Origin of the sequence: Wolbachia endosymbiont (group B) of Pilophorus perplexus (assembly GCF_964028155.1) — a bacterium.
Lineage (GTDB): Bacteria > Pseudomonadota > Alphaproteobacteria > Rickettsiales > Anaplasmataceae > Wolbachia.
In genome coordinates this window covers 455467-479402 of record NZ_OZ034754.1, presented here as the reverse complement: position 1 = coordinate 479402, position 23936 = coordinate 455467, and the positions used below count along the sequence as shown (strand labels likewise).

Sequence of the window (23936 nt, the reverse complement as noted above, 5' to 3'; positions counted from 1 at the left end):
TTTATAATAAGAGTAATTGTTGCATTTTACAATCCATATTCAGGGATTGGTCCACTTGCAATGCTTTGTACAGACACTGAACACGATAATCTGGTCGGAGTGGGTGAACGACTGGCATATCCAAGATCTTCCTGTAAAGAATCAGACGTTTCCTCCGATGTTTTGGAACCTTTCATTGGCTTGAATTGCACAAGCTGCCCTAATATAAATTTTATTTTCTGAGTCTCCCCTAATATTATTTTTTTGCTATAATCTTTAATTGTTTCATTTTCTCTTATTGATTCTTCTATCTTATCTATCACATATTGAAGTTGTTTTATTTGACTGTCTCGCTCTAAAAGTGAATTTCTTAAATTTTTCACTTCGTTATTACAATCTTGTCTTATTCTGTCTAACTCAAAAGATTGATTTTTAATTAAACCGTCTGCTTTATCTAGCTCTTCAAATTTCCTTTTTAACTCTTGAGATAAGTTTTTATTTTTCTGATCAATTTCTTTAAATTTACATTGTAATTCATCTAATTTCACACAAAGTTCTTCTTTTCTTTTATGTAATTCTTCTTTTTTCATATACAGTATATGTTTCTCTTTACGTAATTTGTCTATTTCCTTAGATAACTCCTCTTTTTCTTTAGATAATTTCTCTACTTCCTTATATAATTCCTCATATTTATCATTGTCTATTTTTCTTTTCAATTCGATTATAAGTTTTTTCCTCTCAGTTAGATTAGCTTCTTTTTCCTGTAACTGTTTACACAAATATGAGATTTTATGGAGTAGTTCTTTTTCTTGTGCAGCAAGCTCATCTTTCTCCTTCGTTACTTTTTCTAATTCGTCTGTTATTCCAATTATATGGATCATTTTTGCTTCTAATTTCTCCTCCAAAGATTTTTTTTCTTTAAGAAAAGATTTCCTCTCAGTTTCTATTTTTTGACCAAATTTTCTTTCTTCCTCGTATAAATTGTGCTTTTCTTGAGTCAACTCACGCTCTTTGTGAGCAAATTTCTTCTCCACTTTACTAGTGTCAATAATTATTTTATACAAAATCATAAAAGCCAAAACAGATAATACAGCTAAAGCGAGAATTAAAGAACTAGGTACATTAATAAGCGCTAAAGATGTAAGTAACGTGAGAGTAGCCAGAGAACTAGCTATAAAATAAAATGTATTATATTTATTAAGTAAATTGCTCATCACCTATACACAAAACTGCAGCAGTCTTGTATATATTGATTAAAATTGTCTTACCTGTAGAGGAGAACACTTATCACAATTTTACCAGTGATAAACTTTAGTTGATATTCTAACTAAACTCAAAATGCAAGGTGGCATCAGACAGGAGTAGAACATCTAGGAGTAGAACATCTACTAGAATATCCAAAATCTTCTGAATATGAAGCTTCATCCAGCTCTTTATTTGGTAGTGCTGATAAATCTCCATTACTTATATCTGAAGGAGGAAGGCTATCATTAGTTTGTACAGATATTTCTTCAATTACTCCTTTTATTTCTTGATCACTGACTCCAACATTCTTGATTAATTCCTCCAATCTATTCAAAATCTCTAATACAGTTTCCTGCGATATAATCACTTTATCTCCTTCTCTTACATTCTCTTTGAACAAATATATCATGTTTTTTGCCAAATCTTGTGCTAAGCTCACACGATTCTGATGAACTAATGAAGATTGATCATTCAAATCTGAAATTTCTTCTTTTATAGAATGCTTCTCAAATAGTAACTCTTTGTACTTTTCATGTTGAATTTGACTTTCTTCCTCCAGATTGATGCTATAATTTTCCAACTCTTCACTGTTTTTTCTTTCTTTATTAAGAATTTTTTCTAACTCTTTAATCCTACTGAAATATTTAGTTTCTTTCTCTTCCGATTGCTTACTTAGTTCTTCTAAATCTACAGTTAGTTTAATCACTTCTTGAGTTTTTTCATTTAACTTTTCTTGTAATCGTTTTTTTTCTTCTTCTGAATTACATAATCTAGATTCTAAACTAAAAACTTCCCCCTTTTCTTCTTCCAACAGCACCTCTAACTCTGCTATTTTTTTCTTTTTCTCTTCTAAGTATATTTCCAATTCTGTTATTTTTTGACTTTCTAATTCGTGTGATTGACTTTCTAATCTCTGGATTTCACCATACTTACCATCCAACTCTTTTTGAGTATCATTCAATTTTTGTTTTAATCTTTTATTTTCATTCACTGCTACAGCCACACTGTACTCTAATTGCCTTATTTGATCCTTTAGTCTTTGTACTTTAACATCTAGACCTTCAGCAAATTCTTCTAAATCTTGCTTTTCTTGCACTAATTCAGCTTTTTCTTTACTTAACTTTTGTATCTCTTTTTGCGCTTTCCTTAACTTCTCCTCTAACTTTTCCTTCTCTACTTTTCTCCTTTCAAATTCACTCTCTACCGAATCACTTAGCTGCCCGAATTTTTGTGTTATTTCAGCCAAAACCTCATTTAATTGCCTTACCTTTCCATTTAACTCCTCTATCTCTCTCACTTTCTGCTGCAATTGTTCTGACATAGTTTCTTTATCTTCAATCAATCTTGTATTTTCTTTTTCCAATTTATTAATTCTTTCGTTTAAGCTGTCATCTACAACTTGTGCAATTTTGTCTTGCATTTTAGTACTGCCTATTTGAGCTTCTTTGCTGCCAAGCTCAATTTCTTGAGTTGTTTGAATGTTAATATTTCTATTACTATTTTCTATCACAATCTCAGATGATTTATGATTGCCTTTCTCCTTATTTCTAAATTTTATTTGATACAAGAATAAGTTACCTATTTTTACATCTTTATTTGCTTTCAATTGATCATCAGTAACACGATTACGCTCGATAAGTTCTATACCATTAGCATCAATATTAATTATAATAGTGCACTTTTTTCCGTCCTCATCACACCAATTCAGAGTCATTTCGTATGCACCATCAGTTACAACATAGTGCCTTATTCCTTCTTCAGAAACAAAACCGTGCATTCCATTTTTTCCATTGCTATGCAGAGTTGAAAATCCTGAAATTCCATTATCTTGACAGAAATTACTATTCAAAAACTCACTGACTTTGAATTTGTTTTTATTAGCTCCCAATTTAACTTCTGCACAACTACCATATATTGACACTGTTTCAACACCATTTGCAATATACCCATTCAATACTTTTTTAGCCTCATCTTGAAGCTCTGGTCTAGCTTCTTTTATATTATTGAAATCTTGGATAACGGCTTTATATACTTCATCTTCATTAAAATTGGCATTGTATTTTATTAAAAAAGATAATATGTGAAAACTAGCTACAGCAGTGTGAATTGATTTATTCTTTTCTTTTATCTTACCGAGCAAAAACAAAAACCTTTGAATGAAGTCATGATAATCATCTTTTTGCTCTTCAATTTTATTATTATATGAATTACCAATGTTCGGTAGAAGCTGTAGCTTTACTCCTCTCGTTTGAGTTTTATTACTACAACTCCCCCTAAAGAACCGTGCTTGCAGATTTCCCGCACACGGCTCATCAATATTAGTTTTCACAGTCGTCCCTCTTATGCATATAAAGAAAAATGTATTTTTGGCTTTGGTAATGGATTTACTTCTACGTAGTGTACAAACTGTTCCCAGGTCATACTCTTTTTCTGACTACGCCGATTTATCCATTTAAATGCTAGCTTTCTTACTGATGTGTAAAATTGTTTCAAACACCAATAATTTCCGCTAATACCAAAGTAGTTATAGTGTCCTGTTAATTTAGCCTTCAGTACTTGCCACCAAGCTTTAAGTCGAATACTTCCGCGGACTATTTTCAACCACTCCTTGATTTCTTTTAGTTTTCTGGCTAGATTTAACTTTGAGGTTTTATGTCCCATTATTAATCTACCACGACGACTTTTTGCACCATAGTGCGTAAACCCCAGAAAATTGAAACTTTCCGTCCTTCGTTTCTCTCTTATCGCTTGTTGCCACTCCCTCTTGCCAAACTTTACTACTCTGGTCTTGTTTTCAGATACTTCCAACCCAAATTTATTTAGCCTTTGTTTCAGTAATTCCAGAAATTCTTCCGCGTCTACCTTACTTTCGCAACAAACCACAAAATCGTCGCAAAACCTTATTAGTTGTATATATCCTCTGGATCTTGGTTTAAATTTCTTTTCTATCCATAAATCCAACACATAATGTAAGTATATATTTGCTAATACAGGACTTACTATACCACCTTGGGGTGTACCTTGTTTTGTTGCTTCATAATTTCCAGCTTCGACTATCCCTGCCTTGAGAAACCGCTTTACTAACCACCGCAAATTTGGGTCAGTTATTCGTTCCCTTAGACATCTCATTAGCCATTTATGCTGTATATTATCGTAGAACTTCTTGATATCCACTTCTACAATGTAGTTTATTGGCTTGTACATAACTGCTTTATCTAGTGCATTTACCGCTTGATGACAGTTTCTTCCAGGTCGAAATCCATATGAGCTGTCCAGAAAGTTTGCCTCGTAAATATTTTCTAGTATCTTCTTCAGCATAATCTGTACTAATTTATCCTCGGTCGATGGTATTCCGAGTCCGCGTTTCTCTTTACTTCCAGCTTTCGGTATATATACCCTCTTTACTGGTTGTGGTTGATATTGCTTCCTCTTCATACTTTCTACTAGCACTTCGAGTTTCTCATTCAGATTTTCTCCGTATGATTCCACTGTTATCTGGTCTACTCCACAAGCCTTGTTACGCTTCAGTTCTTTATAACATCTCGCAAGATTCTCTGTATTTATCAGATGGACTAACGATGTGAATTTTAGTCGCTTATCTTGCTTTGCTCTTACTGCTATCTGGTTTAGTTTATTTTGCATGTTATTCCAACCTCCGTTGTATTGGCCTAGCAATCCCTATTCCAGTTACTATATTGCTGATCGCTTCCCCTTGTACGTGGCTTTCCCACATTCTGAGTACTATCAATCAGTCCGACTTCCCCTGCATCTTCCGCTAGTTCTTGCCTTTGTTGACTTGTTCCAGCGTACCTTTGTAGGAATGCATAGGATCTCCCAAGTTCACTTGAAGTCCATTTCAATACATGGCACGGTCTCAGATCCCGATAGAGTGAGTGATAACTTGCCTTTACGCTATCCTTCATGCTGTCTTCCATGGCCATGAAAATGTCGACCTCTATGTCTTCAGGTATTTCGGAACTCAATCCCTTCACTTTCGTTGTACCCTGCATTGTCCATCCCACTAGCTCTATTACACTCGTTACCTCATGCAACATAGTGGTCTGTTCCAAACTGTTGGCTAGACTTTGTTTGTGTTGGATTTTCACCAACTGTTCTCCAAGCACTTCTTGGCGCACCATTATTACCTCACAACTAAATAATTAGTATAGTAATACGAATGCTAAGTTACATCAATCAATAAACTTACAGTAAATTTTCCATTCTCAGTTATAAGCTCTGCTTCTGTACTCTCAACCCATTCTATCACTTCAGCATTGCAAACTGACTGCAAATCATGATGAGCAGAATAATTTAACTCATCCTCTTTTACACTCGCTTTTATCATCAACTTTTGTATAAGATGCTTAACTGATACGTTATTATCTGCTTTTATTTTTCTCACAAGGTTTAATATCTGCACGAAATTATCTCCCATTTCCTCAGAATACTTATCATAGGTAAGTTCTTCCTTGTTAGGCCAATTACTTTTATTGTGAACGGAGTTATAACTATACAACTGATGATATATTTCCTCTGTAATGTATGGCAAAAATGGTGCAAATAACCGCAAAATAATATTGAGTACATATGCCAAACTCTGTTTCGCACTCATGTTTGCCTCGCTGTCCAATGCATCTCCATATGCACGTTTTTTAACTAACTCTAAGTAATTATCACAAAAATCTTTCCAAAAAAATTCTTCTATTGCGCTCAAAGCTTCGCAGTATTCAAACTGTAATAGGTTGTTCGTCGTTTTTTCTATCACTTTATATAATTTGGACAATATCCACTTATCCATCGTCTCACTGATGGAATTTATGCTCAATGCTTGATGTTTTTCCATAAACATGGAAACAAATTTGCTAGCATTCCAAAGTTTCGTAACAAGTCGTTTGCCAATTTTGAAGATATTTTCAGAGTAGACTGTGTCAACTCCAAGTCTTGAGTTTGCTGCCCAATAGCGTACTACGTCAGCTCCATAGGTTTCAAGCATTACATGAGGAGTGATGATATTACCTTTTGATTTACTCATCTTTTTTTTATCATCAGCCAAACACCAACCACTAATCATGATATTTTTCCACGGCAGTGAATCTGCATGATAATGTGCCTTCAAAATCGTATAAAAAGCCCAAGTTCTTATTATCTCATGGCTTTGGCTGCGCAGATCTGCAGGAAATATCTTATCATACCGATGGCTTGGTAAACCGAGCTCACTGTTTACTGCCAGTGCACTTAATTGAGGAGTGATCGCACTTGTTGCCCAAGTATCCATCACATCTTGATCTGAAGTAACTTCTTCTTTAATATACCCTTTCGGCAAATCTTTGAGTGGATCTACAGGTAAATCCTTTACTTCAGCTAGAATGATTTTGCCTTCTTCTCCCTTACGTTTTGAATACCAAACTGGAAATGGTACACCAAAATAACGCTGTCTTGAGATGCACCAATCCCAACTTAGCCCTTCTATCCACACCTCTATACGTTTACGCATAGATTCTGGATGCCAATTACATTTACTCACTTTATCTAATACTTGAGTTTTTTGCTCTAAAGTCTTGACAAACCATTGATAAGTAGGTAATATTTCAAGCGGCGCACCAGATCTTTCAGCACATTTAACAGAATGAGAAATGCTAGTGCTTTCTATTAAAAGGCCCTTTTCAGTTAGGATTTCAATAATTCTCTTTCTTGCTTCTTTAACTCTTAGGCCATTTACTTCATCGTAGATTCCAGCGTCACGCGCTGGAGCGTGTGTCTCCTCTAATGGCTGGATTCCAGTGTCAAGCACTGGAATGTCACTCCCCTTTGTCATCCCAGTGCCTTGACACTGGGATCTATTATTACCATACACTGAATCTAGACTTATCCTACCATCCTGATCGATAATAATTTTCATCGGCAGACCATGCTTTTGCTGCCAATATATGTCGAGCTCATCACCAAACGTACAGCACATAACAAGCCCAGTACCTTTATCTATTTTAACTTTATCATCAGCTATTATTGGAACTTTTGCTCCTGTTATTGGCACCACGGCTATTTTTCCAATCAGCTGAGTGTAGCGTGCATCTTCTGGATGGCAAAAAACTGCAACACATGCTGGAAGCAACTCAGGCCGTGTAGTTGCAATCTTAATCTGCTCATTTTCTTCAGTGGAAAAAACTATCGTGTTCAAAAATGACTCAAAGACTTTATCCTCTATTTCTGCTTGTGCAATTGCAGTTTTATCGACTGGGTCCCAAAGAATAGGTTGCATTTTTTTGTATGCATACTCTTTATTATATAGATCAATGAATGACATTTGAGAAAGTGCCACAGCTTCTTTACTAATTGTGTGATACTCTAAATTCCAGTCATAACTAATACCGACTGATTTAAACAATTCCTTGAATTCCTGCTTTGACTTCTCAATAACTTCATGGCACATCTCTATAAATTCTTCTCTGCCAACTTCTTTTGCACGGGTTTTATAGGTCTGCTCAACTAACCTTTCAGTGGGAAGCCCATTATCATCAAACCCAATTGGATAAAATACATCTTTCCCCAGCATACGTTGAAACCTTGCAATAAAGTCCGTATGGCAATAGCTAAATATATGACCAATATGCAACTTTCCAGATATCGTTGGTGGAGGCGTATCTATAGTGAAAGTATTATCCTTTTCACCATTCCATTTATAAACTTTACTCCCTTCCCATAATATGTTGTATTTGTCTTCAATTTCCCTAAAGCTATACTTTTCTTCTAACATAAATATTTCTCAGTTTTAAGCTTTAAGTTAGCACAATTGAGCAAATACAGCAATTTTAATGTCTGCCATTTAATTTAGCCTTGTTATGATACAAATTTTTTTTGATCTTATAATTTTTAATGTATTACATAATAAATTTTTAGTATTGAGGTTTATTATGCTTAACTTTCATAACTTAAAAGAGCTTATAGATATTCTAAGTAATCCATACTATGTGCCTCACCCAGCAAAAGTAGACTTAGTAGAATTGCTTGAAGACGTGCTGGAATTAAAAGATAAAAAAAGCCCAGAAGAGGCAATAACTACATTGAAAGATAAAATAAGAAATGAACTCAAAAGTGAAATGTCGAATGAACTGAAACAAAAAATAAATACTCAAATCCAGCAGTTACAGCAAGAAAAGAAAATATTAGAAACCAAAAATGAAGCAAATAAACAACTAAAAGAAAAAGCAACATATATCGCTACTGCTAGTACTGGTCTTGCTGTTGGGTTAGTAGTGTATATTACACTTGAACATACAACTAAATTGGACATGTGGTTAATCGTTGTTATAGCAACAGTATCTGCATTCTTAGCTGGTGATTTAATAATGAAACCTAGCTCTCAAGTAAATGGAACACAAGAACCACAAGGAGTAGCAAATAAGAATTCAGTGTAGCTTGATATAGTTTTTTTCATTTCACTGCCTTTCCAAATTTGAAGCAGGTTGTTTGAGCCATAGTACAAAGTAAATATAGTAATTTTACACTAAAATTTTTAGTTTTGTTTCTGTGGGTTAGTTGGTACGAGCCTTGCCTTTAAGAAGATGTAAAATCACAATTATTACGAATAACATTCCACCAATAACTGATATAGCTCCACCCGTAATAAAACAAGCACGTGCCAACATTGATGAAATACTTGGCAGATCTGCAACTTTTCTTAAGGCACCATATCCACCAAGCCAAACAAGTCCAGTAATGTGGAGAAAATGTCCCAAGCTATATGCATAAATCTGTAATCTTACTATGGAGCTTTTTATTTCTTTACAGCCCAATTTTGGTAACAGCCAGTAGACAAAATTCATAAAAGCTATAGTAATACCAACCACAGAACCGTGATAATGAGCAGGGATAGTGACATTTCCTTCAATAGTTAGTACTCCAAGCACACCTCCATAAATGAACAATACAAACGAGTGGAGAAGATAATTGCCCTTATCATTGAGCAGAGTTTTTATGTTGCAATACACTAATATTGTTAAAAAGCACGGCAGAACTGCTCCAGCAATTCTCATATGCCAGGTAAAAAACTGTATCAATTCAGCACTATCCGCCGAATAAATAAAGTATATAAACGGTGCAACTACGGTCAAAACTGTGTTTATAAATAGTGGTAAAATGGTAATTTTATTTAGACTAATATAGCGAGCATTCAGTATGATCAAATAAACTAAAAACATTGCTTGAGCAAAGGCAAACTGCAGTAAATGTCCGCCTCCCCAAAAGAGATATTCATAAAATAAATTCTTGTCTGAGTGATATAGACCTGGAGGCATATTTTTATGTGCTAAAACAACACAAAGAAATGATGACACAAGTATAATGACCAGGCCAATTTGTCCGATTGAAAGATATGAGTCTTGTTTATTTGATATGTAGGCTAGAGCTGTATTTATCAATATGCTGGTAATGAAAAGACTGAGTCCAAGTAAAAATAATTTGTTTTGTAATACAGGTATATAGTTACTTTTGATAACTTCAGTATTTGGAACAAATGCAGATATAAACATTAGCAGCATGGAAAGGATTGAGAGAATCCATGAGAAGTTAAACCAATGATTGGTGTTTTTTAAGTTTATGATGAAGAGCAGAGATATTATAGAGCACATCCATACCAAAATTGACAAATTTACGTGTATCACCAGTGCATTATCAAAGATATATTGTGCAGAAGGAATGAGAGAAGAAATAAAAGGCAATCGTAGAAAAATAACAATTATTGACAGCAGTCCAGAACAAGCAAGAGCAAGTACTGCCAAGAATATCCATTGCCTGCAAAGTGAAGCGTTATTTTGTATGTTGAGCATTTATTTTTAGGTACTATAGCATAAGATAGTATACATTTTTCAAATTGATATGAGTAGTTCAAATGAATGACATCACAACAATATCTTTCATCCTGAAAATGCTGCTTGTTTCATATTGGAGTAGTATTACTGACAGCATTAGTTTGAGCTATAGATATTTCTTTTAGTCTATACTTGATAAAAGTTATTACAGTAAGAGAATCTTTACATAATGGTATGACATTACGTTAATGCTTTTGATCCACAATTAAGAACATTTTCGTTGTGATTTACGTTTCTAGTATGTATATTAATGAATCTTGTTTTCACTAAATAATGAAAATAATAATTGTCATGATAATGTTATTGTATAGTAACTATACAATGGCAAGCGAACGAATAAGTTTAGTAGATAAAAAATTATCTCAAGGATATGTAGCTCCAATACTTACAGAAAATAGCGTTATTTTACCAGACAAGCACGGTACCTTATATTCCTTTGATATCGATAACCCAAGAGTTATAAATTGGAAATTATACCTCTCAAGTAGGAAAAAAATTGGTAATATGAGTTTATCGAGCTACAAAGAAAATGTTTTCTTTGTAGTGGATAACATTCTACACACAATAGATGCGAAAACAGGGGAGATTCAATGGGAAAAAGAATTAAGAGCTCCGGCAAGAGGGAAAGCAATAGTAATAAACAATAAGTTGGTAGCATTGACTATTGATAACTATCTAAATGTATTTGATATAAAAGATGGCAGCCCCATTTGGGCTTATCAAAATGGTATAAATGAGGTTCGAGGTTTATATTCCATCTCACCAGCAGTCTCTAATGATAAAATAATGGCACCATTTTCAAATGGAGAGTTAATAGCTTTTAATGAAGAAGGTAAAAAACTATGGAGCCAAAAATTAGCTACAAATCTTTTAGACACACAGCTTACAGATGTAACTACTACACCTAGAGTACACGATAATATCTTAATAGCTACGAGCAACTCTTATATTTATAGCATTGACGTAAACTCAGGAAATATTTTATGGTCAAGGCCACTACAAGTAAAAAGTATATCAAACATTGAGTCATATTATAGCCCTCTTATTCCTGCAGAGAAACAAAAAGAAGGCGGAAGAATTTTCATGGTGACTAAAGATAATAAGGTAATTGGCATCGACATACAAAGTGGAAAAACAGTTTGGACATCTGATTTTATAGAGAATGTGCAATTGTTTGTTCCAATTATGTATGCCCATACGCTTTGGGTAACAAGTAATAAAGGTTCAATATTTGCTTTTCCTGGATCTGAAAGTACAGGAAGGGTAATTAAAATACCCGGTAATGTGTTTCATGCTCCAGTATTTACCCATGGTAAGATGTATATAACGACTGAAGGAAATGGTGTTTATTCTTTAGAAAATAGGTTTGTTTTTTATGACTGATTATGATTTAATTATTATAGGTGGTGGTCCAGGTGGTTACAAATGCGCTATTGCTGCTGCAAAACTTGGACTCAAAGTTGCTTGTATAGACAAAAATAGCATTTTTGGTGGCACGTGTTTGCGAGTTGGGTGTATACCATCAAAAGCATTACTCCATTCCTCTTATCAGTATGCTAGCGCGAAAAATAATCTATCAAAACTTGGGATAAAAGTTAAGGATGTAAGTCTCGATTTGAGAGAAATGATAGGCTATAAAGACGCTAGAGTTCAGGAACTTGGAAAAGGCATAGAATATCTGTTTAACCTTTACAAAATTACTAAGATCAATGGACTTGGAAAAATTACTTCTTTTGATCAAGGCAACCTTGAAGTTTCAGTTGAAGGTAAGGTGCTGAAGACAAAAAATATAGTAATTGCAACCGGTTCTGACGTTATTTCTTTGCCAGGAATTAATATCGATGAGAAAAGTATTATTTCATCAACTGGTGCATTGTCTTTAACTGAAGTACCAAAAAAACTTGTCGTAATCGGAGCCGGGGCAATAGGGCTTGAAATGTCTTCTGTATTGAGGAGGCTAGGGTCTGAAGTCACTGTAGTAGAATTTTTTGACAGAATCGCTGCAGCAATGGATGGAGAATTAAGTAAGTCTCTACTTTCTAGTCTACAAAAACAAGGAATAAAATTTTTACTTAGAACTAAAGTTGAGGGAATAAAACAAAGTAGTAACTCTTTGAGTGTGAAAGTTTGCTCTGTAAAAGATAATCAAACAAACACTATAGAGGCGGATAAGGTATTGGTGGCAGCAGGGCGCAAACCATGCTCTGAGGGTCTTGAAAAAATAGAAAAAGACAGTCGTGGCTTTATTAAAGTCAACAATAGTTATGAAACCAACGTAAAAGGAATATTTGCTATTGGTGATGTGATTGGTGGAGCAATGCTTGCTCACAAAGCTGAGGAAGAAGGGGTGGCAGTTGCAGAGATACTAGCAAGGCAATTGCCTCACGTTGATTATGAAATCATACCGTCAGTCATTTACACCCACCCTGCAGTTTCTTCAATCGGTAAAACTGAAGAAGAACTAAAAAGTGCTGGTCGAAAGTATAAAGTTGGTAAATGTCAATTTGCTGCAAACGGTAGAGCAAAAGTCACTGACGATGCTGAGGGATTCGTGAAAGTTCTGACTTGTAGCAAAGCAGATACAATACTCGGTGTACATATCATAGGAGCATACGCTGATACGCTAATCAATGAAGCAGCGGTTGCAATGGCATATGGTGCAGCAGCAGAGGATATATACAGAATTTGTCACTCTCATCCTGATATAAATGAAGCCTTTAGGGATGCGTGCATCGATGCTTTCTTTAAAAAGTAACTGTGGACCTCGGTTCAATCATTGAAAAATGGTATGACTGGCTAAAGTACAACAGGTCTTACTCACCAAACACTTTGGAGTCATACATGAGGGACCTCAAAGATCTTATAAGTTTCCTAAATACTCACATTGGTGAAGAAGTAAATGTTGGCTCTTTAGAAAAATTAAGCATACCTGAACTGAGAAGTTGGTTTACCTCTCGTTATGCAAGAGGTGTAAATGCGAGATCTAACACTCGTGCATTGTCAGTAATCAGAAATTTTTTCAAATATATAAAAAACAATTATGAAATAAATAATGAAGCGGTATTTTCTTTATCAAGGCCAATTCAGAGAAGAACTCTACCTAAAGCACTTTCAATATCTAACATAGAAACTCTATTGAAAGAAATGAAATTGCCTGATCTAGGCGAGCCTTGGGTGGTAAAAAGAGAAATTGCAATTGTCGTTCTGCTATATGGTACGGGTTTAAGAATCACTGAAGCATTGAATCTTAAGGTTAGTGATATTAGCAATGAAAGTTTAATAGTAACAGGTAAGGGAGATAAACAAAGGCAGGTATTTATTCTTCCAGTAGTAAAAAAGTGTATACAAAAATATATAAAAGCTTGTCCCCACTTTGACGAAGCGGGACATCTTTTTGTCGGGGTAAGAGGAAAAAAATTGGGAAGAACTTATGTTGCTAATCGTTTGCAAAAAATAAGAAGATTTTTAAACTTACCAGAAATTTTATCTCCACATGCATTTCGCCATAGTTTTGCTACTCATTTGCTTCAGGAAGATATTGACATAAGATCAATACAACAGCTGCTTGGCCACTCAAGCCTTGAAACTACTCAAGTTTACACTCACCTAAATTATCAAGATGTCTTCAATATGTATAAAAACTTTCAGAAGAGTTTGAATAAAAAATCGAAATCTTAACTTCGTCTTAAATCGATAATATTGCCGAACTGAGTGCTTGCAACATCATTCAGTACTATACTTGCTTTATATAAGCAATAGTGACCAGCAGAGAAGAAAGCAAAAACGTTTTGCAAAAGGTTATGAATGAAAGAGAATAGACAGCAGAATTTAAATTAGAAGCTATGTAAAGAAACAAGTCAAGCAAATAGCAAAAGAGCTAGGCTCTGTGTACAAAATGTTAGCAGGTCAAATTAATTGAGGACGGGGATTTGCGACTAAAGTTCATGCACTTGTTGACGTACTGGGAAACCCATTCAAATTTATTTTGACCTCAGGCTAGAGGAACAAAATTACTCAGTTGACTAAAAATGTCTCTAGCTACACTATATGGCTTCTTTAAAATTTTGTTTACAGAGCCTAGAAAGAAAGCTGAGGAAAAGTAGAGGTTACCTTTACATATGAACTACATCTCAACCTGATATTGTCGTTCCTAATATGTTGGATTTCTTGCATAACTCGAATTCAAAAGTTGATGTCATTCCAGCGCGTGACACTGGAATGGCTTTGTTGCACAGCTCTTCGGATAGTGGGTAATGTATAATAAATTCATGAAGCTATATCAAACTTAGCCATGCCTATTTCAGTAAATTTGTTAAGCAAATAACACTTGAGTAGCAGTTCCTTCTCACGATTAATCTCAGATTTATTCCTAAAACTAAATCCAAATATTTGCTTCAGTCGCGAGAAAAAACTTTCTATATAAGATCTCTTCCAATAATTTATCTCTTTTTTCCACCTCTTCATACCATCTTCATCATATGACTTTATGAGCTTGATTGTAGAATTTCTCTCATTCATATAATCCAACTTTGGATGCTCTACTGCATTATTTTGCGGAGGAATCCTTGTCTTTATGTCAAGCTCATCGCACAGTTTGTATAACTTCTTTCGATTATATGCCCTATCTGCATATATCGTGCTTATGTTATACTTGGTATCCACTCTTTCAATAAGATCACAGGCTCCATAGTGGTCGGAATAAACTCCACTACTGTATTTTGCAGCTATAACTTTTTTACTACCTATCTCTAGCATTACATGTAGCTTTCTTGTTTGCTCATAGCGGCGATACTTTCTATCTGTACCATTTGCCTTACTATGGCCTGGAATATTATTGTAGATGCTGATACCTGTACTATCTATAGCAATTTCAATATCTTCCATATCGTTCTTATCAACTCTGCAGTCGTTGATTTTGATATTAAGCTTTTTAAACCTTCTTGAAGCCTGCGAATAGCTGATAATTTGCAAAATTTTCCCTATTTGCTCAAGATATTTCTCTATAAATCCCACTGTTTGCCTAAGACCAATCCTGAATAGATAGGTTATTATGTGAATTAGAATCACTACTTTGTCGCTGTAGACATTGTTGCCACCTGCTACTTTTGGACTATTTTCGTACCAATTTTCAATGGCATCGTTGATATAATGAAAAACATTTCCCCTTTCTTGAAGAAATTTGTTATATTCATTGCAGTTACTGACTTTCATTCTTATTGGCATATTTTTCCTTTGTCGGCTAAATATCTATTTTATAACAAATTCCATCAGTAACTGCCTGTTCTTTCCTTGAGTGGTGCAACAAAGCCCACTGGAATCCAGATATTGGGTTCCAGCTGGGATGACACCTGTTTATGCAAGAAATCTATTGAAAATTGAGTTAAACTAAAAATTCAGTTTGACACACTTTTGTTAAACATTTTTGGGACGTTAAAATAAACAGATAAATAATTTTCTCTTAAGCTACTTCAACACTTTCATCATGGGTTAAAAGCAACTCCACAAGTTCTTGGCAGTTATCAACTGCACAGTCCAGTACTGTATTCCCTAAATTATTTCTAGCGTTAACGTTTGCATTGTGTTTTAGTAGCGTCCTCGTTATATCAACCTTTTGCCTAATAACAGCCAAGTGTAGTGCAGTGTTGCCATCTTTATCCTTAGCATTAACATCAGAACCTTCTCGAATAAGGCATCCTGCAATATTGTAGCTCCCAGATAAAGCAGAGTAGTGTAATGGAGTTCTACCATCTCTGTTCTTAGCATTAACATTAGCACCCTTATTGATTATATACTCTACTATTCTTAAATCTCCACTAAAGGTAGCCCTATAGACAACGCGGTGTAACGCTGTTTCGCCATATTCATTCTTGGCATTAACATTAGCACCTTTTTCAATTAGGCACTTCACTACATTTAATTTTCCATTCTCAGCAGCAAAAAATAATGGGGTTCTGTAGTGTTCGTCCCTAGCATCAACATAAGCATCCTCATTAATTAGGTGTTCCACTATACCCAATTCCCCAACGTCAGCAGCTAAATGTAATGGAGTCATACCACAATTGTCTTTAGCGTCAATATTAGCATACCTTTTGATTAGATATTCCACCATATCTAGATCTCCATTTATAGCAGCAATGTGTAATGGAGTCCTGCCATATTCGCCTTTAGCATTAATGTTATTATTTTTAATAATCAGGTATTTTACTATATCCAATTCCCCAGCGTAAGCAGCTGAATGCAATGGAGTATTATAATATTTATCTTTAGTATTAGTGCTAGCACCTTTATTGACTAGACATTTCATTACATTCAAATTTCCACTCTTAGCAGCAATATGCAACAAAGTTTGACCGTGATTGTCCTTAACATTAACAATTTTTACCAATTCACCTGGGTAATATTTTTCTATATGTGTTATTATTGCACTAATTGCTTTACAATCACCACTTTCAGCAAGCAAGTGCAAAGGGGTGCTTTTCCTTATAAACAGTGTTCCTCCATATACATAAAATGAGTGAAAGTAAAAGTTATCAATCAACTTACCGTATGTACTTGCGTATCCCCATACAAATGCAATATGGCTCATACTACCTTGTGCTAAACCACCACTGTTTATCAATTCCAAAGCTTTCCTTAGAACTTCCTCTTCTTGGCCCTCCTTTTGTAATTTTAATCTAGTTATTCCCTGCACTACTCTGTGAATACTTGCCACTTCCTCTTTCAAGTCAATCATTGAATATCTATCGAGTAGTTCAACAGCCTTCCATAACTTTTCCTTATCCTCTGCTATTAACTTTGAAAAGACTTCTTCTATATGAATCTTGTCAGGAGCAAGGTAGGCCATTATCTCCAGAATATTCAACGTTTCACAGCCGTATTCTTTTTGTATATGTGTCATCGTAATGGTACAAGTTATTGAAACTGCTTCAGCATAACAATCTTCATCTTTACAAACTCCTTCTTTAAGTGATTTTCCTGTGTACCGTTGACACTCCTTTAAGTAATCACTTATCTCAAATCTTCCACAACCTCTCAACTTTGATTCTTTATTTTTGTTGCGAATGTACACTACCACTTGCTTTAAAGCCAAGGGCAAATACTGCAGCTTTTCCATTAGCTCTTTTATTTCCTTATCCTGTAAAGGGTCATCTATATTTAAGGACTTCTTAATAAATCCCAAAGCCTCCGTTTTATTGAATATATCTAACTTTATTACTTCTATATCTCCTCTTGCTTCCCACTTATTATCACGAGAAGTAATTAAAACATAAGGTTTTTTATAGTCAGGATATAAAGACAGTGGTAAAAATTTACTGATGTCTTTATATTCTCTTGCATTATCGAAAATAAAAAGACTTTTTACATCTTTAAAATATCTATATACACTCTTAATAATAGATCTGATTCCCTTTTCTTGTTCAGTATCTTCATCTGTAATAAAAATTTTCGAACCTTCAGGTAACCTTCTATTTAACTCCTTAGCTAATCCTTTAAACGATTCTTCAAGATCCTTTTGTGTTCCTGCATTTACCCATACAAGATTACCATCATAATGCTCTTTATATTCACAAGCATATTTTCTGGCTAACTCACTCTCCCCTACTCCTTCAGAACCGCCAATAACAACAATCCGCGATATTGCCATTGGTTTGTCAGTGCTTTTATGCAGCCTATCATATATTTCTTGCAATTCATTTTTTCTTCCAACAAACATTTCAACCGGATGTTTTATATTAAACCAAATAGGCTCCTCTATCTGCTTGTTATTTTGTGCTGTTACAGCTACATGTATTTCATGCAGTTTTTTACTATCCTTACGCTGTTGTTCTACTATTTCATCTATTCCTTTATTCCCTTCTTTTACTTCTCTCTCTATTTCACTTAAAGTCTTAGGAAATTGCTCAATTTCTCGAAAAAGCTCTTCTCCCTCTTTGTGCGAAAAAGGACGCGCTTTTATATCTTTTACCCAGTCTGATATTTTTTTTAGAAGATTATTACAAAAGATTTGATTGTCACCAATATAGCCAAACTTTTTGTTCAACCTACTACTCAACTCACCTAGCAATAATTCTCTTAGCTGAGCTTCATGGGGTAAGTTAACGACGAACACCAGTTCATTTAAAAAGTCCTCTATCTCTTTATTGCTGACTTCCTTACCTATCTCACGCTTTATAAAATCCATATTTTGTTTCAAGTATTGAGCAACACTACCATCTGAATCACTAATTCTATATTTTGCACTATCACCTATATCCAGAAACTCATCTTTTGTGTCTATTCTTACAAATGAAAGTTCTTTTCCTTTATTTTCTCCACTTAACATTGCTCTTAGATTTCTTACTTCGTGTTGTATTGAATATGGTGAATCAAGATCCATATTCGTAGCAAAAAGAAAATGCTTTGTTCCACCACTAAACTTTGCATTATTTTTGATCTTTAAATAAGCAATAAAGTATTTCAACAAATTAAACTCACCACTCTTTGTTAATAAGCTACCTACACTGATTTTTTCAGTTCCATCTTGGTTGTGCTTAGCTTGTATAAACTTATGTACTATATCTTTATTTTGCTCATGCCGGACAACAATATCATCAAAACCTTGAGCTGACTCTAACTCTGTGTCTATGGAGAAAGAATATTCTTTACCCATCTTAGACATGAGAGATGTTATATCCATCTCATGCATTAGAGATATTACGATCAATAACTCTTGAAAGGTAATACCATGGTGCGCCAAGAAGTGCTTGGAGAACAGTTGGTGAAAATCCAACACAAACAAAGTCTAGCCAACAGTTTGGAACAGACCACTATGTTGCATGAGGTAACGAGTGTAATAGAGCTAGTGGGATGGACAATGCAGGGTACAACGAAAGTGAAGGGATTGAGTTCCGAAATACCTGAAGACATAGAGGTCGACATTTTCATGGCCATGGAAGACAGCATGAAGGATAGCGTAAAGGCAAGTTATCACTCACTCTATCGGGATCTGAGACCGTGCCATGTATTGAAATGGACTTCAAGTGAACTTGGGAGATCCTATGCATTCCTACAAAGGTACGCTGGAACAAGTCAACAAAGGCAAGAACTAGCGGAAGATGCAGGGGAAGTCGGACTGATTGATAGTACTCAGAATGTGGGAAAGCCACGTACAAGGGGAAGCGATCAGCAATATAGTAACTGGAATAGGGATTGCTAGGCCAATACAACGGAGGTTGGAATAACATGCAAAATAAACTAAACCAGATAGCAGTAAGAGCAAAGCAAGATAAGCGACTAAAATTCACATCGTTAGTCCATCTGATAAATACAGAGAATCTTGCGAGATGTTATAAAGAACTGAAGCGTAACAAGGCTTGTGGAGTAGACCAGATAACAGTGGAATCATACGGAGAAAATCTGAATGAGAAACTCGAAGTGCTAGTAGAAAGTATGAAGAGGAAGCAATATCAACCACAACCAGTAAAGAGGGTATATATACCGAAAGCTGGAAGTAAAGAGAAACGCGGACTCGGAATACCATCGACCGAGGATAAATTAGTACAGATTATGCTGAAGAAGATACTAGAAAATATTTACGAGGCAAACTTTCTGGACAGCTCATATGGATTTCGACCTGGAAGAAACTGTCATCAAGCGGTAAATGCACTAGATAAAGCAGTTATGTACAAGCCAATAAACTACATTGTAGAAGTGGATATCAAGAAGTTCTACGATAATATACAGCATAAATGGCTAATGAGATGTCTAAGGGAACGAATAACTGACCCAAATTTGCGGTGGTTAGTAAAGCGGTTTCTCAAGGCAGGGATAGTCGAAGCTGGAAATTATGAAGCAACAAAACAAGGTACACCCCAAGGTGGTATAGTAAGTCCTGTATTAGCAAATATATACTTACATTATGTGTTGGATTTATGGATAGAAAAGAAATTTAAACCAAGATCCAGAGGATATATACAACTAATAAGGTTTTGCGACGATTTTGTGGTTTGTTGCGAAAGTAAGGTAGACGCGGAAGAATTTCTGGAATTACTGAAACAAAGGCTAAATAAATTTGGGTTGGAAGTATCTGAAAACAAGACCAGAGTAGTAAAGTTTGGCAAGAGGGAGTGGCAACAAGCGATAAGAGAGAAACGAAGGACGGAAAGTTTCAATTTTCTGGGGTTTACGCACTATGGTGCAAAAAGTCGTCGTGGTAGATTAATAATGGGACATAAAACCTCAAAGTTAAATCTAGCCAGAAAACTAAAAGAAATCAAGGAGTGGTTGAAAATAGTCCGCGGAAGTATTCGACTTAAAGCTTGGTGGCAAGTACTGAAGGCTAAATTAACAGGACACTATAACTACTTTGGTATTAGCGGAAATTATTGGTGTTTGAAACAATTTTACACATCAGTAAGAAAGCTAGCATTTAAATGGATAAATCGGCGTAGTCAGAAAAAGAGTATGACCTGGGAACAGTTTGTACACTACGTAGAAGTAAATCCATTACCAAAGCCAAAAATACATTTTTCTTTATATGCATAAGAGGGACGACTGTGAAAACTAATATTGATGAGCCGTGTGCGGGAAATCTGCAAGCACGGTTCTTTAGGGGGAGTTGTAGTAATAAAACTCAAACGAGAGGAGTAAAGCTACAGCTTCTACCGAACGTAAGGGCGTTTTAACCCACAAGGAGAATCATCTTCTAGATACATTACCCCTGTTTTTACCCTAATCTTTCACTCAAAACCAAGTTTACGACATCAGGGCTGGCTTTTCCCTTGGTAAGTTTCATGACTTCGCCGACAAAGAATCCGTATAGTTTTGTTTTACCGCTTTTGTATTCTTGAACTTTATCTTGGTTGCTATTGATGATTGTGTCGATAACTTCTGCTATTTGACCTCTATCGGTTATTTGTTTTAGGTCCTGCTCTTCTATGATGAGAGATGCCGGTTTGCCAGTTTCAAACATAATATCAAAAACTTGTTTGCCAAGTTTAGCAGAGATCGTTCCATCGACGATAAAGTCGAGGAGCTCGGATAAAGCATCTGCTTTAATTGGAGAGCTAACAATATCAATATTTGTTTTATTTAAACGACCGAAAAGCTCGACGGTTAACCAGGTAACTGCAATCTTTGAATCATGCTTTTTTGCTAATTTTTCAAAATAATCGGCAATTTCTTTATCAGAAGTGATAACGTCTGCATCATATTCATTGATACCTAATTCCGCTATGTATCGAAGTTTTTTTTGATCTGGCAACTCGGGTAAAGATGATTTAATAGAATCAATTTTGTCTTGGCTTATTTCAACAGGTAGCAAATCAGGTTCAGGGAAATATCTATAGTCACTTGAATCTTCTTTGCTTCTCATCACTTTTGTTTTTCCTAAAGTGACATCAAACAATAAGGTATCTTGACTTATTTCTCCTCCGCTTTCCAAAATTTTGATCTGCCTTTGTGCTTCATAATCTATAGCTTGTACAATATAACGTATTGAATTTAAGTTTTTTATTTCACAGCGGGTGCCAAATGCACTACTACCATTTGGGCGAACAGAAACATTTGCATCACAGCGAAGCGACCCCTTTTCCATATCACCATCACATGAACCGATATAACGCAAAATCTGCCTCAATTTTTTCATGAATTCTGCAGCTTCTGCAGATGAACGAAGATCTGGCTCTGAAACAATTTCCATTAAAGCAACCCCTGCACGATTTAAATCTACGTAAGTTTTGCTTTCTTCATGAATACTCTTTCCTGCATCTTGCTCTAAGTGAATTCTTGCGATTCTTATTTCTTTTTCATTATTATTGATAAACACTTTACCATTTTTAACTATTGGCTCAAAGAATTGGGTTATTTGGTAACCTTGTGGTAAATCGGGATAAAAATAATTTTTCCGATCAAAGTAAGAGCATTTATTAATTTCTGCAGAAATTGCAAGTCCGGTGCATATTGCTTGCTCTATGCAGCTATAATTTAATACTGGTAGTGTACCTGGCATTGCTGCATCAACTAGAGAAACTTGAGTATTGTGCTCAGTACCAAATTCCGTTAGTGAACTAGAAAATAGCTTTGTCTTAGAAGAAACCTGAGCGTGTACCTCAAGTCCAATTACTGTCTCCCAGTTTTCTTTTGTCATGTATTTTATTCAATTAATAACTTTATATTCTGCAAACTAGCACAAAAAGTCAAATAAAACTCATTTAACCTATGATCCAAGAGCGGTGTATATCAATAATATAAGAGTTACTACAGTTTCTATTGACTAGGCTGTTATATAATAAAGTTAAGTGCTGCCAAAAAATATCTATAGTAGGCCAAAACATAATTTTGATGGCAACTGATTAGCTAACAAATTTATAAACATCAGTATATAGTTTATCAATGCCTGGCTCTTTACTATTTTTAGCAAAATCTTCTGACTTTTTTACTAAATCTCGTATTTCCTTATCAATAGCTTTGCATTCTTCATCAGAAGCGATTTTATTGTCTGTTATATACTGCTTTAAGGTGCTTATAGGATCATGATTTTGCTTCATATCTTCAACTTCTTCTTTTGAGCGATAAGTAGCAGGATCTGACATTGAATGTCCACGATATCGATATGTCTTCATTTCAAGCAAGATAGGTCCTTTTCCCCCACGTACGTGCTCAGCTATTTCACTTGTTAACTCATAGACAGAGAAAAAATCCATTCCATCAACTTGTTTTCCAGGAATACCAAAACTCTCTCCTCTTTTATATAGTTCAGTTACTAAAGTTGATCTTTGTACAGAAGTTCCCATTGCGTATTCGTTATTTTCTATGATATAAACCACAGGTAACTTCCACAAAGATGCCATATTAAATGATTCATATACTTGTCCTTGATTTGCAGCACCGTCACCAAAATATGTGAATACAACGTTATCTTTTTTCTTGTATTTATTAGCAAATGCTATTCCTGTGCCAATTGGGACTTGTGCACCTACTATTCCATGTCCACCAAAGAAATTTTTTTCAACATCAAATATGTGCATGGAGCCACCTTTGCCTTTTGAACACCCTGTTTCTTTGCCGGTTAGTTCTGCCATCACAACATTCGGATCAGAATTACATGCAAGCATTAAGCCATGGTCTCTATAGCTTGTGATAAAAGCATCACCAGGTTTTGATGCAGCTTGAGTCCCAACTGCAATTGCTTCTTGCCCTATTGATAAGTGACAGAATCCGCCTATTAATCCCATTCCGTATAATTGTCCTGCTTTTTCCTCAAATCTGCGTATGAGAAGCATTTTTCTGTAGAATCCAATCACCTGTTCTTTAGTGAAATTTTCTGCTTTCATATTGACTTTCTTTTATTAAATTGAGATCATACCAGAAATTTTTAACATTTTATAATACTATCTATATGGGCTACTATCACTGGCTTGAAGCTTTTCACGTTATCTCTGTAATTATGTGGGTGGCAGGTATGCTCTATTTGCCAAGGCTTTATGTTTATCATGCATCTGTAAAACCAGGGTCAGAAAATGACAGCTTACTTCAAATAATGGAGAAGAGACTCCTTAGATATATCATAAACCCTGCAATGCTTTTCTCCCTTAGTTTTGGAATTATGCTAATGATTATTAGGGAAGCATATCGCGAAGGGTGGTTTCATGTAAAAGCGCTAGCATTATTCTTAATGTTTGCTATTCATGTCCTACTTGCAAAGCATAGGAAAAATTTTGCAGTGGGCTTGAATAAGAAAACTCACGTTTATTTTCGTGTTTTAAACGAAGCAGTAACAGTGTTAATAATAATTATAGTTATTATGGTTATTGTAAAACCTTTTTGATTTTCTAGCCTAATGATGAACCATTGAATGGAGTATAA

At 35.0% G+C, this 23936-nt stretch carries 18 protein-coding genes; 8 read left to right on the top strand and 10 right to left on the bottom strand.

Annotation, left to right across the window (positions count from 1 at the left end):
• Positions 1-26 precede the first annotated feature (26 nt).
• The 5 genes from ABWU28_RS02560 to ABWU28_RS02540 form a co-directional block, all read right to left on the bottom strand.
• Positions 27-1193, bottom strand: coding sequence for a hypothetical protein (locus ABWU28_RS02560; RefSeq protein ID WP_214303371.1), 1167 nt, complete (start codon positions 1191-1193; stop codon positions 27-29).
• 137 nt (positions 1194-1330) lie between these two features.
• Positions 1331-3553 (bottom strand): hypothetical protein, encoded by a 2223-nt coding sequence (locus ABWU28_RS02555; protein WP_353275551.1) that lies wholly within the window; start codon positions 3551-3553, stop codon positions 1331-1333.
• Positions 3554-3564: 11 nt separating this feature from the next.
• Positions 3565-4866, bottom strand: a complete 1302-nt coding sequence (gene ltrA / locus ABWU28_RS02550) for a group II intron reverse transcriptase/maturase (protein ID WP_353274935.1) — start codon at positions 4864-4866, stop codon at positions 3565-3567.
• A gap of 26 nt (positions 4867-4892) precedes the next feature.
• Positions 4893-5279: a hypothetical protein gene (locus ABWU28_RS02545; RefSeq protein ID WP_353274937.1), complete on the bottom strand. Its 387-nt coding sequence runs from the start codon at positions 5277-5279 to the stop codon at positions 4893-4895.
• A gap of 125 nt (positions 5280-5404) precedes the next feature.
• Positions 5405-7978, bottom strand: coding sequence for a valine--tRNA ligase (locus ABWU28_RS02540; RefSeq protein ID WP_353275549.1), 2574 nt, complete (start codon positions 7976-7978; stop codon positions 5405-5407).
• 157 nt (positions 7979-8135) lie between these two features.
• Between ABWU28_RS02540 and ABWU28_RS02535 the strand changes: the two genes are divergently transcribed.
• A complete protein-coding gene (locus ABWU28_RS02535; protein ID WP_353275547.1) occupies positions 8136-8639 on the top strand; it encodes a hypothetical protein in 504 nt (167 codons plus the stop codon).
• A gap of 117 nt (positions 8640-8756) precedes the next feature.
• Here ABWU28_RS02535 and ABWU28_RS02530 read toward each other — a convergent pair whose 3' ends face one another.
• Positions 8757-10049 (bottom strand): cbb3-type cytochrome c oxidase subunit I, encoded by a 1293-nt coding sequence (locus tag ABWU28_RS02530; RefSeq protein WP_214303374.1) that lies wholly within the window; start codon positions 10047-10049, stop codon positions 8757-8759.
• A gap of 315 nt (positions 10050-10364) precedes the next feature.
• Here ABWU28_RS02530 and ABWU28_RS02525 point away from each other — a divergent pair, with 315 nt between their 5' ends.
• Genes ABWU28_RS02525 through ABWU28_RS02515 form a run of 3 tightly spaced genes read left to right on the top strand, consistent with a single transcriptional unit; the run spans position 10365 to position 13769 of the window.
• Positions 10365-11474, top strand: a complete 1110-nt coding sequence (locus tag ABWU28_RS02525) for a PQQ-binding-like beta-propeller repeat protein (RefSeq protein WP_353275545.1) — start codon at positions 10365-10367, stop codon at positions 11472-11474.
• The gene (gene lpdA / locus ABWU28_RS02520) at positions 11467-12846 is read left to right on the top strand and encodes a dihydrolipoyl dehydrogenase (RefSeq protein ID WP_353275543.1); all 1380 of its coding nucleotides are present in this window, start codon (positions 11467-11469) and stop codon (positions 12844-12846) included. Before ABWU28_RS02525 ends, lpdA begins: the two co-directional genes overlap by 8 nt.
• A gap of 2 nt (positions 12847-12848) precedes the next feature.
• Complete coding sequence (locus ABWU28_RS02515) at positions 12849-13769, top strand: tyrosine-type recombinase/integrase (protein WP_010401376.1); 921 nt, start codon at positions 12849-12851, stop codon at positions 13767-13769.
• A 588-nt stretch (positions 13770-14357) separates the two neighbouring features.
• Here the strand turns inward: ABWU28_RS02515 and ABWU28_RS02510 are convergent.
• Positions 14358-15314 (bottom strand): IS5 family transposase, encoded by a 957-nt coding sequence (locus tag ABWU28_RS02510; RefSeq protein ID WP_213863789.1) that lies wholly within the window; start codon positions 15312-15314, stop codon positions 14358-14360.
• Between the two features lie 235 nt (positions 15315-15549).
• Complete coding sequence (locus ABWU28_RS02505) at positions 15550-18768, bottom strand: ankyrin repeat domain-containing protein (protein WP_353275542.1); 3219 nt, start codon at positions 18766-18768, stop codon at positions 15550-15552.
• 132 nt (positions 18769-18900) lie between these two features.
• On the opposite strand from ABWU28_RS02505, the gene ABWU28_RS02500 reads away from it, so the two are divergent.
• The 3 genes from ABWU28_RS02500 to ABWU28_RS02490 are packed head-to-tail and all read left to right on the top strand — an operon-like array spanning position 18901 to position 20755.
• Positions 18901-19287, top strand: coding sequence for a hypothetical protein (locus tag ABWU28_RS02500; RefSeq protein WP_353274937.1), 387 nt, complete (start codon positions 18901-18903; stop codon positions 19285-19287).
• A gap of 26 nt (positions 19288-19313) precedes the next feature.
• Entirely contained in the window at positions 19314-20615 is a 1302-nt protein-coding gene (gene ltrA / locus ABWU28_RS02495) for a group II intron reverse transcriptase/maturase (RefSeq protein WP_353274935.1), read from the top strand.
• An 11-nt stretch (positions 20616-20626) separates the two neighbouring features.
• Complete coding sequence (locus ABWU28_RS02490; protein ID WP_353275540.1) at positions 20627-20755, top strand: hypothetical protein; 129 nt, start codon at positions 20627-20629, stop codon at positions 20753-20755.
• A 41-nt stretch (positions 20756-20796) separates the two neighbouring features.
• On the opposite strand, the gene gatB is transcribed toward ABWU28_RS02490, so the two are convergent.
• Both gatB and pdhA read right to left on the bottom strand, forming a co-directional pair.
• Complete coding sequence (gene gatB, locus ABWU28_RS02485; protein ID WP_353275538.1) at positions 20797-22218, bottom strand: Asp-tRNA(Asn)/Glu-tRNA(Gln) amidotransferase subunit GatB; 1422 nt, start codon at positions 22216-22218, stop codon at positions 20797-20799.
• Between the two features lie 205 nt (positions 22219-22423).
• Positions 22424-23404 carry a pyruvate dehydrogenase (acetyl-transferring) E1 component subunit alpha gene (gene pdhA / locus ABWU28_RS02480; RefSeq protein ID WP_265025406.1) on the bottom strand — a complete coding sequence of 327 codons (981 nt, stop codon included), beginning with the start codon at positions 23402-23404 and terminating at the stop codon, positions 22424-22426.
• Positions 23405-23469: 65 nt separating this feature from the next.
• Between pdhA and hemJ the strand changes: the two genes are divergently transcribed.
• Positions 23470-23898, top strand: coding sequence for a protoporphyrinogen oxidase HemJ (gene hemJ, locus ABWU28_RS02475; RefSeq protein ID WP_254229658.1), 429 nt, complete (start codon positions 23470-23472; stop codon positions 23896-23898).
• Positions 23899-23936: the final 38 nt, after the last annotated feature.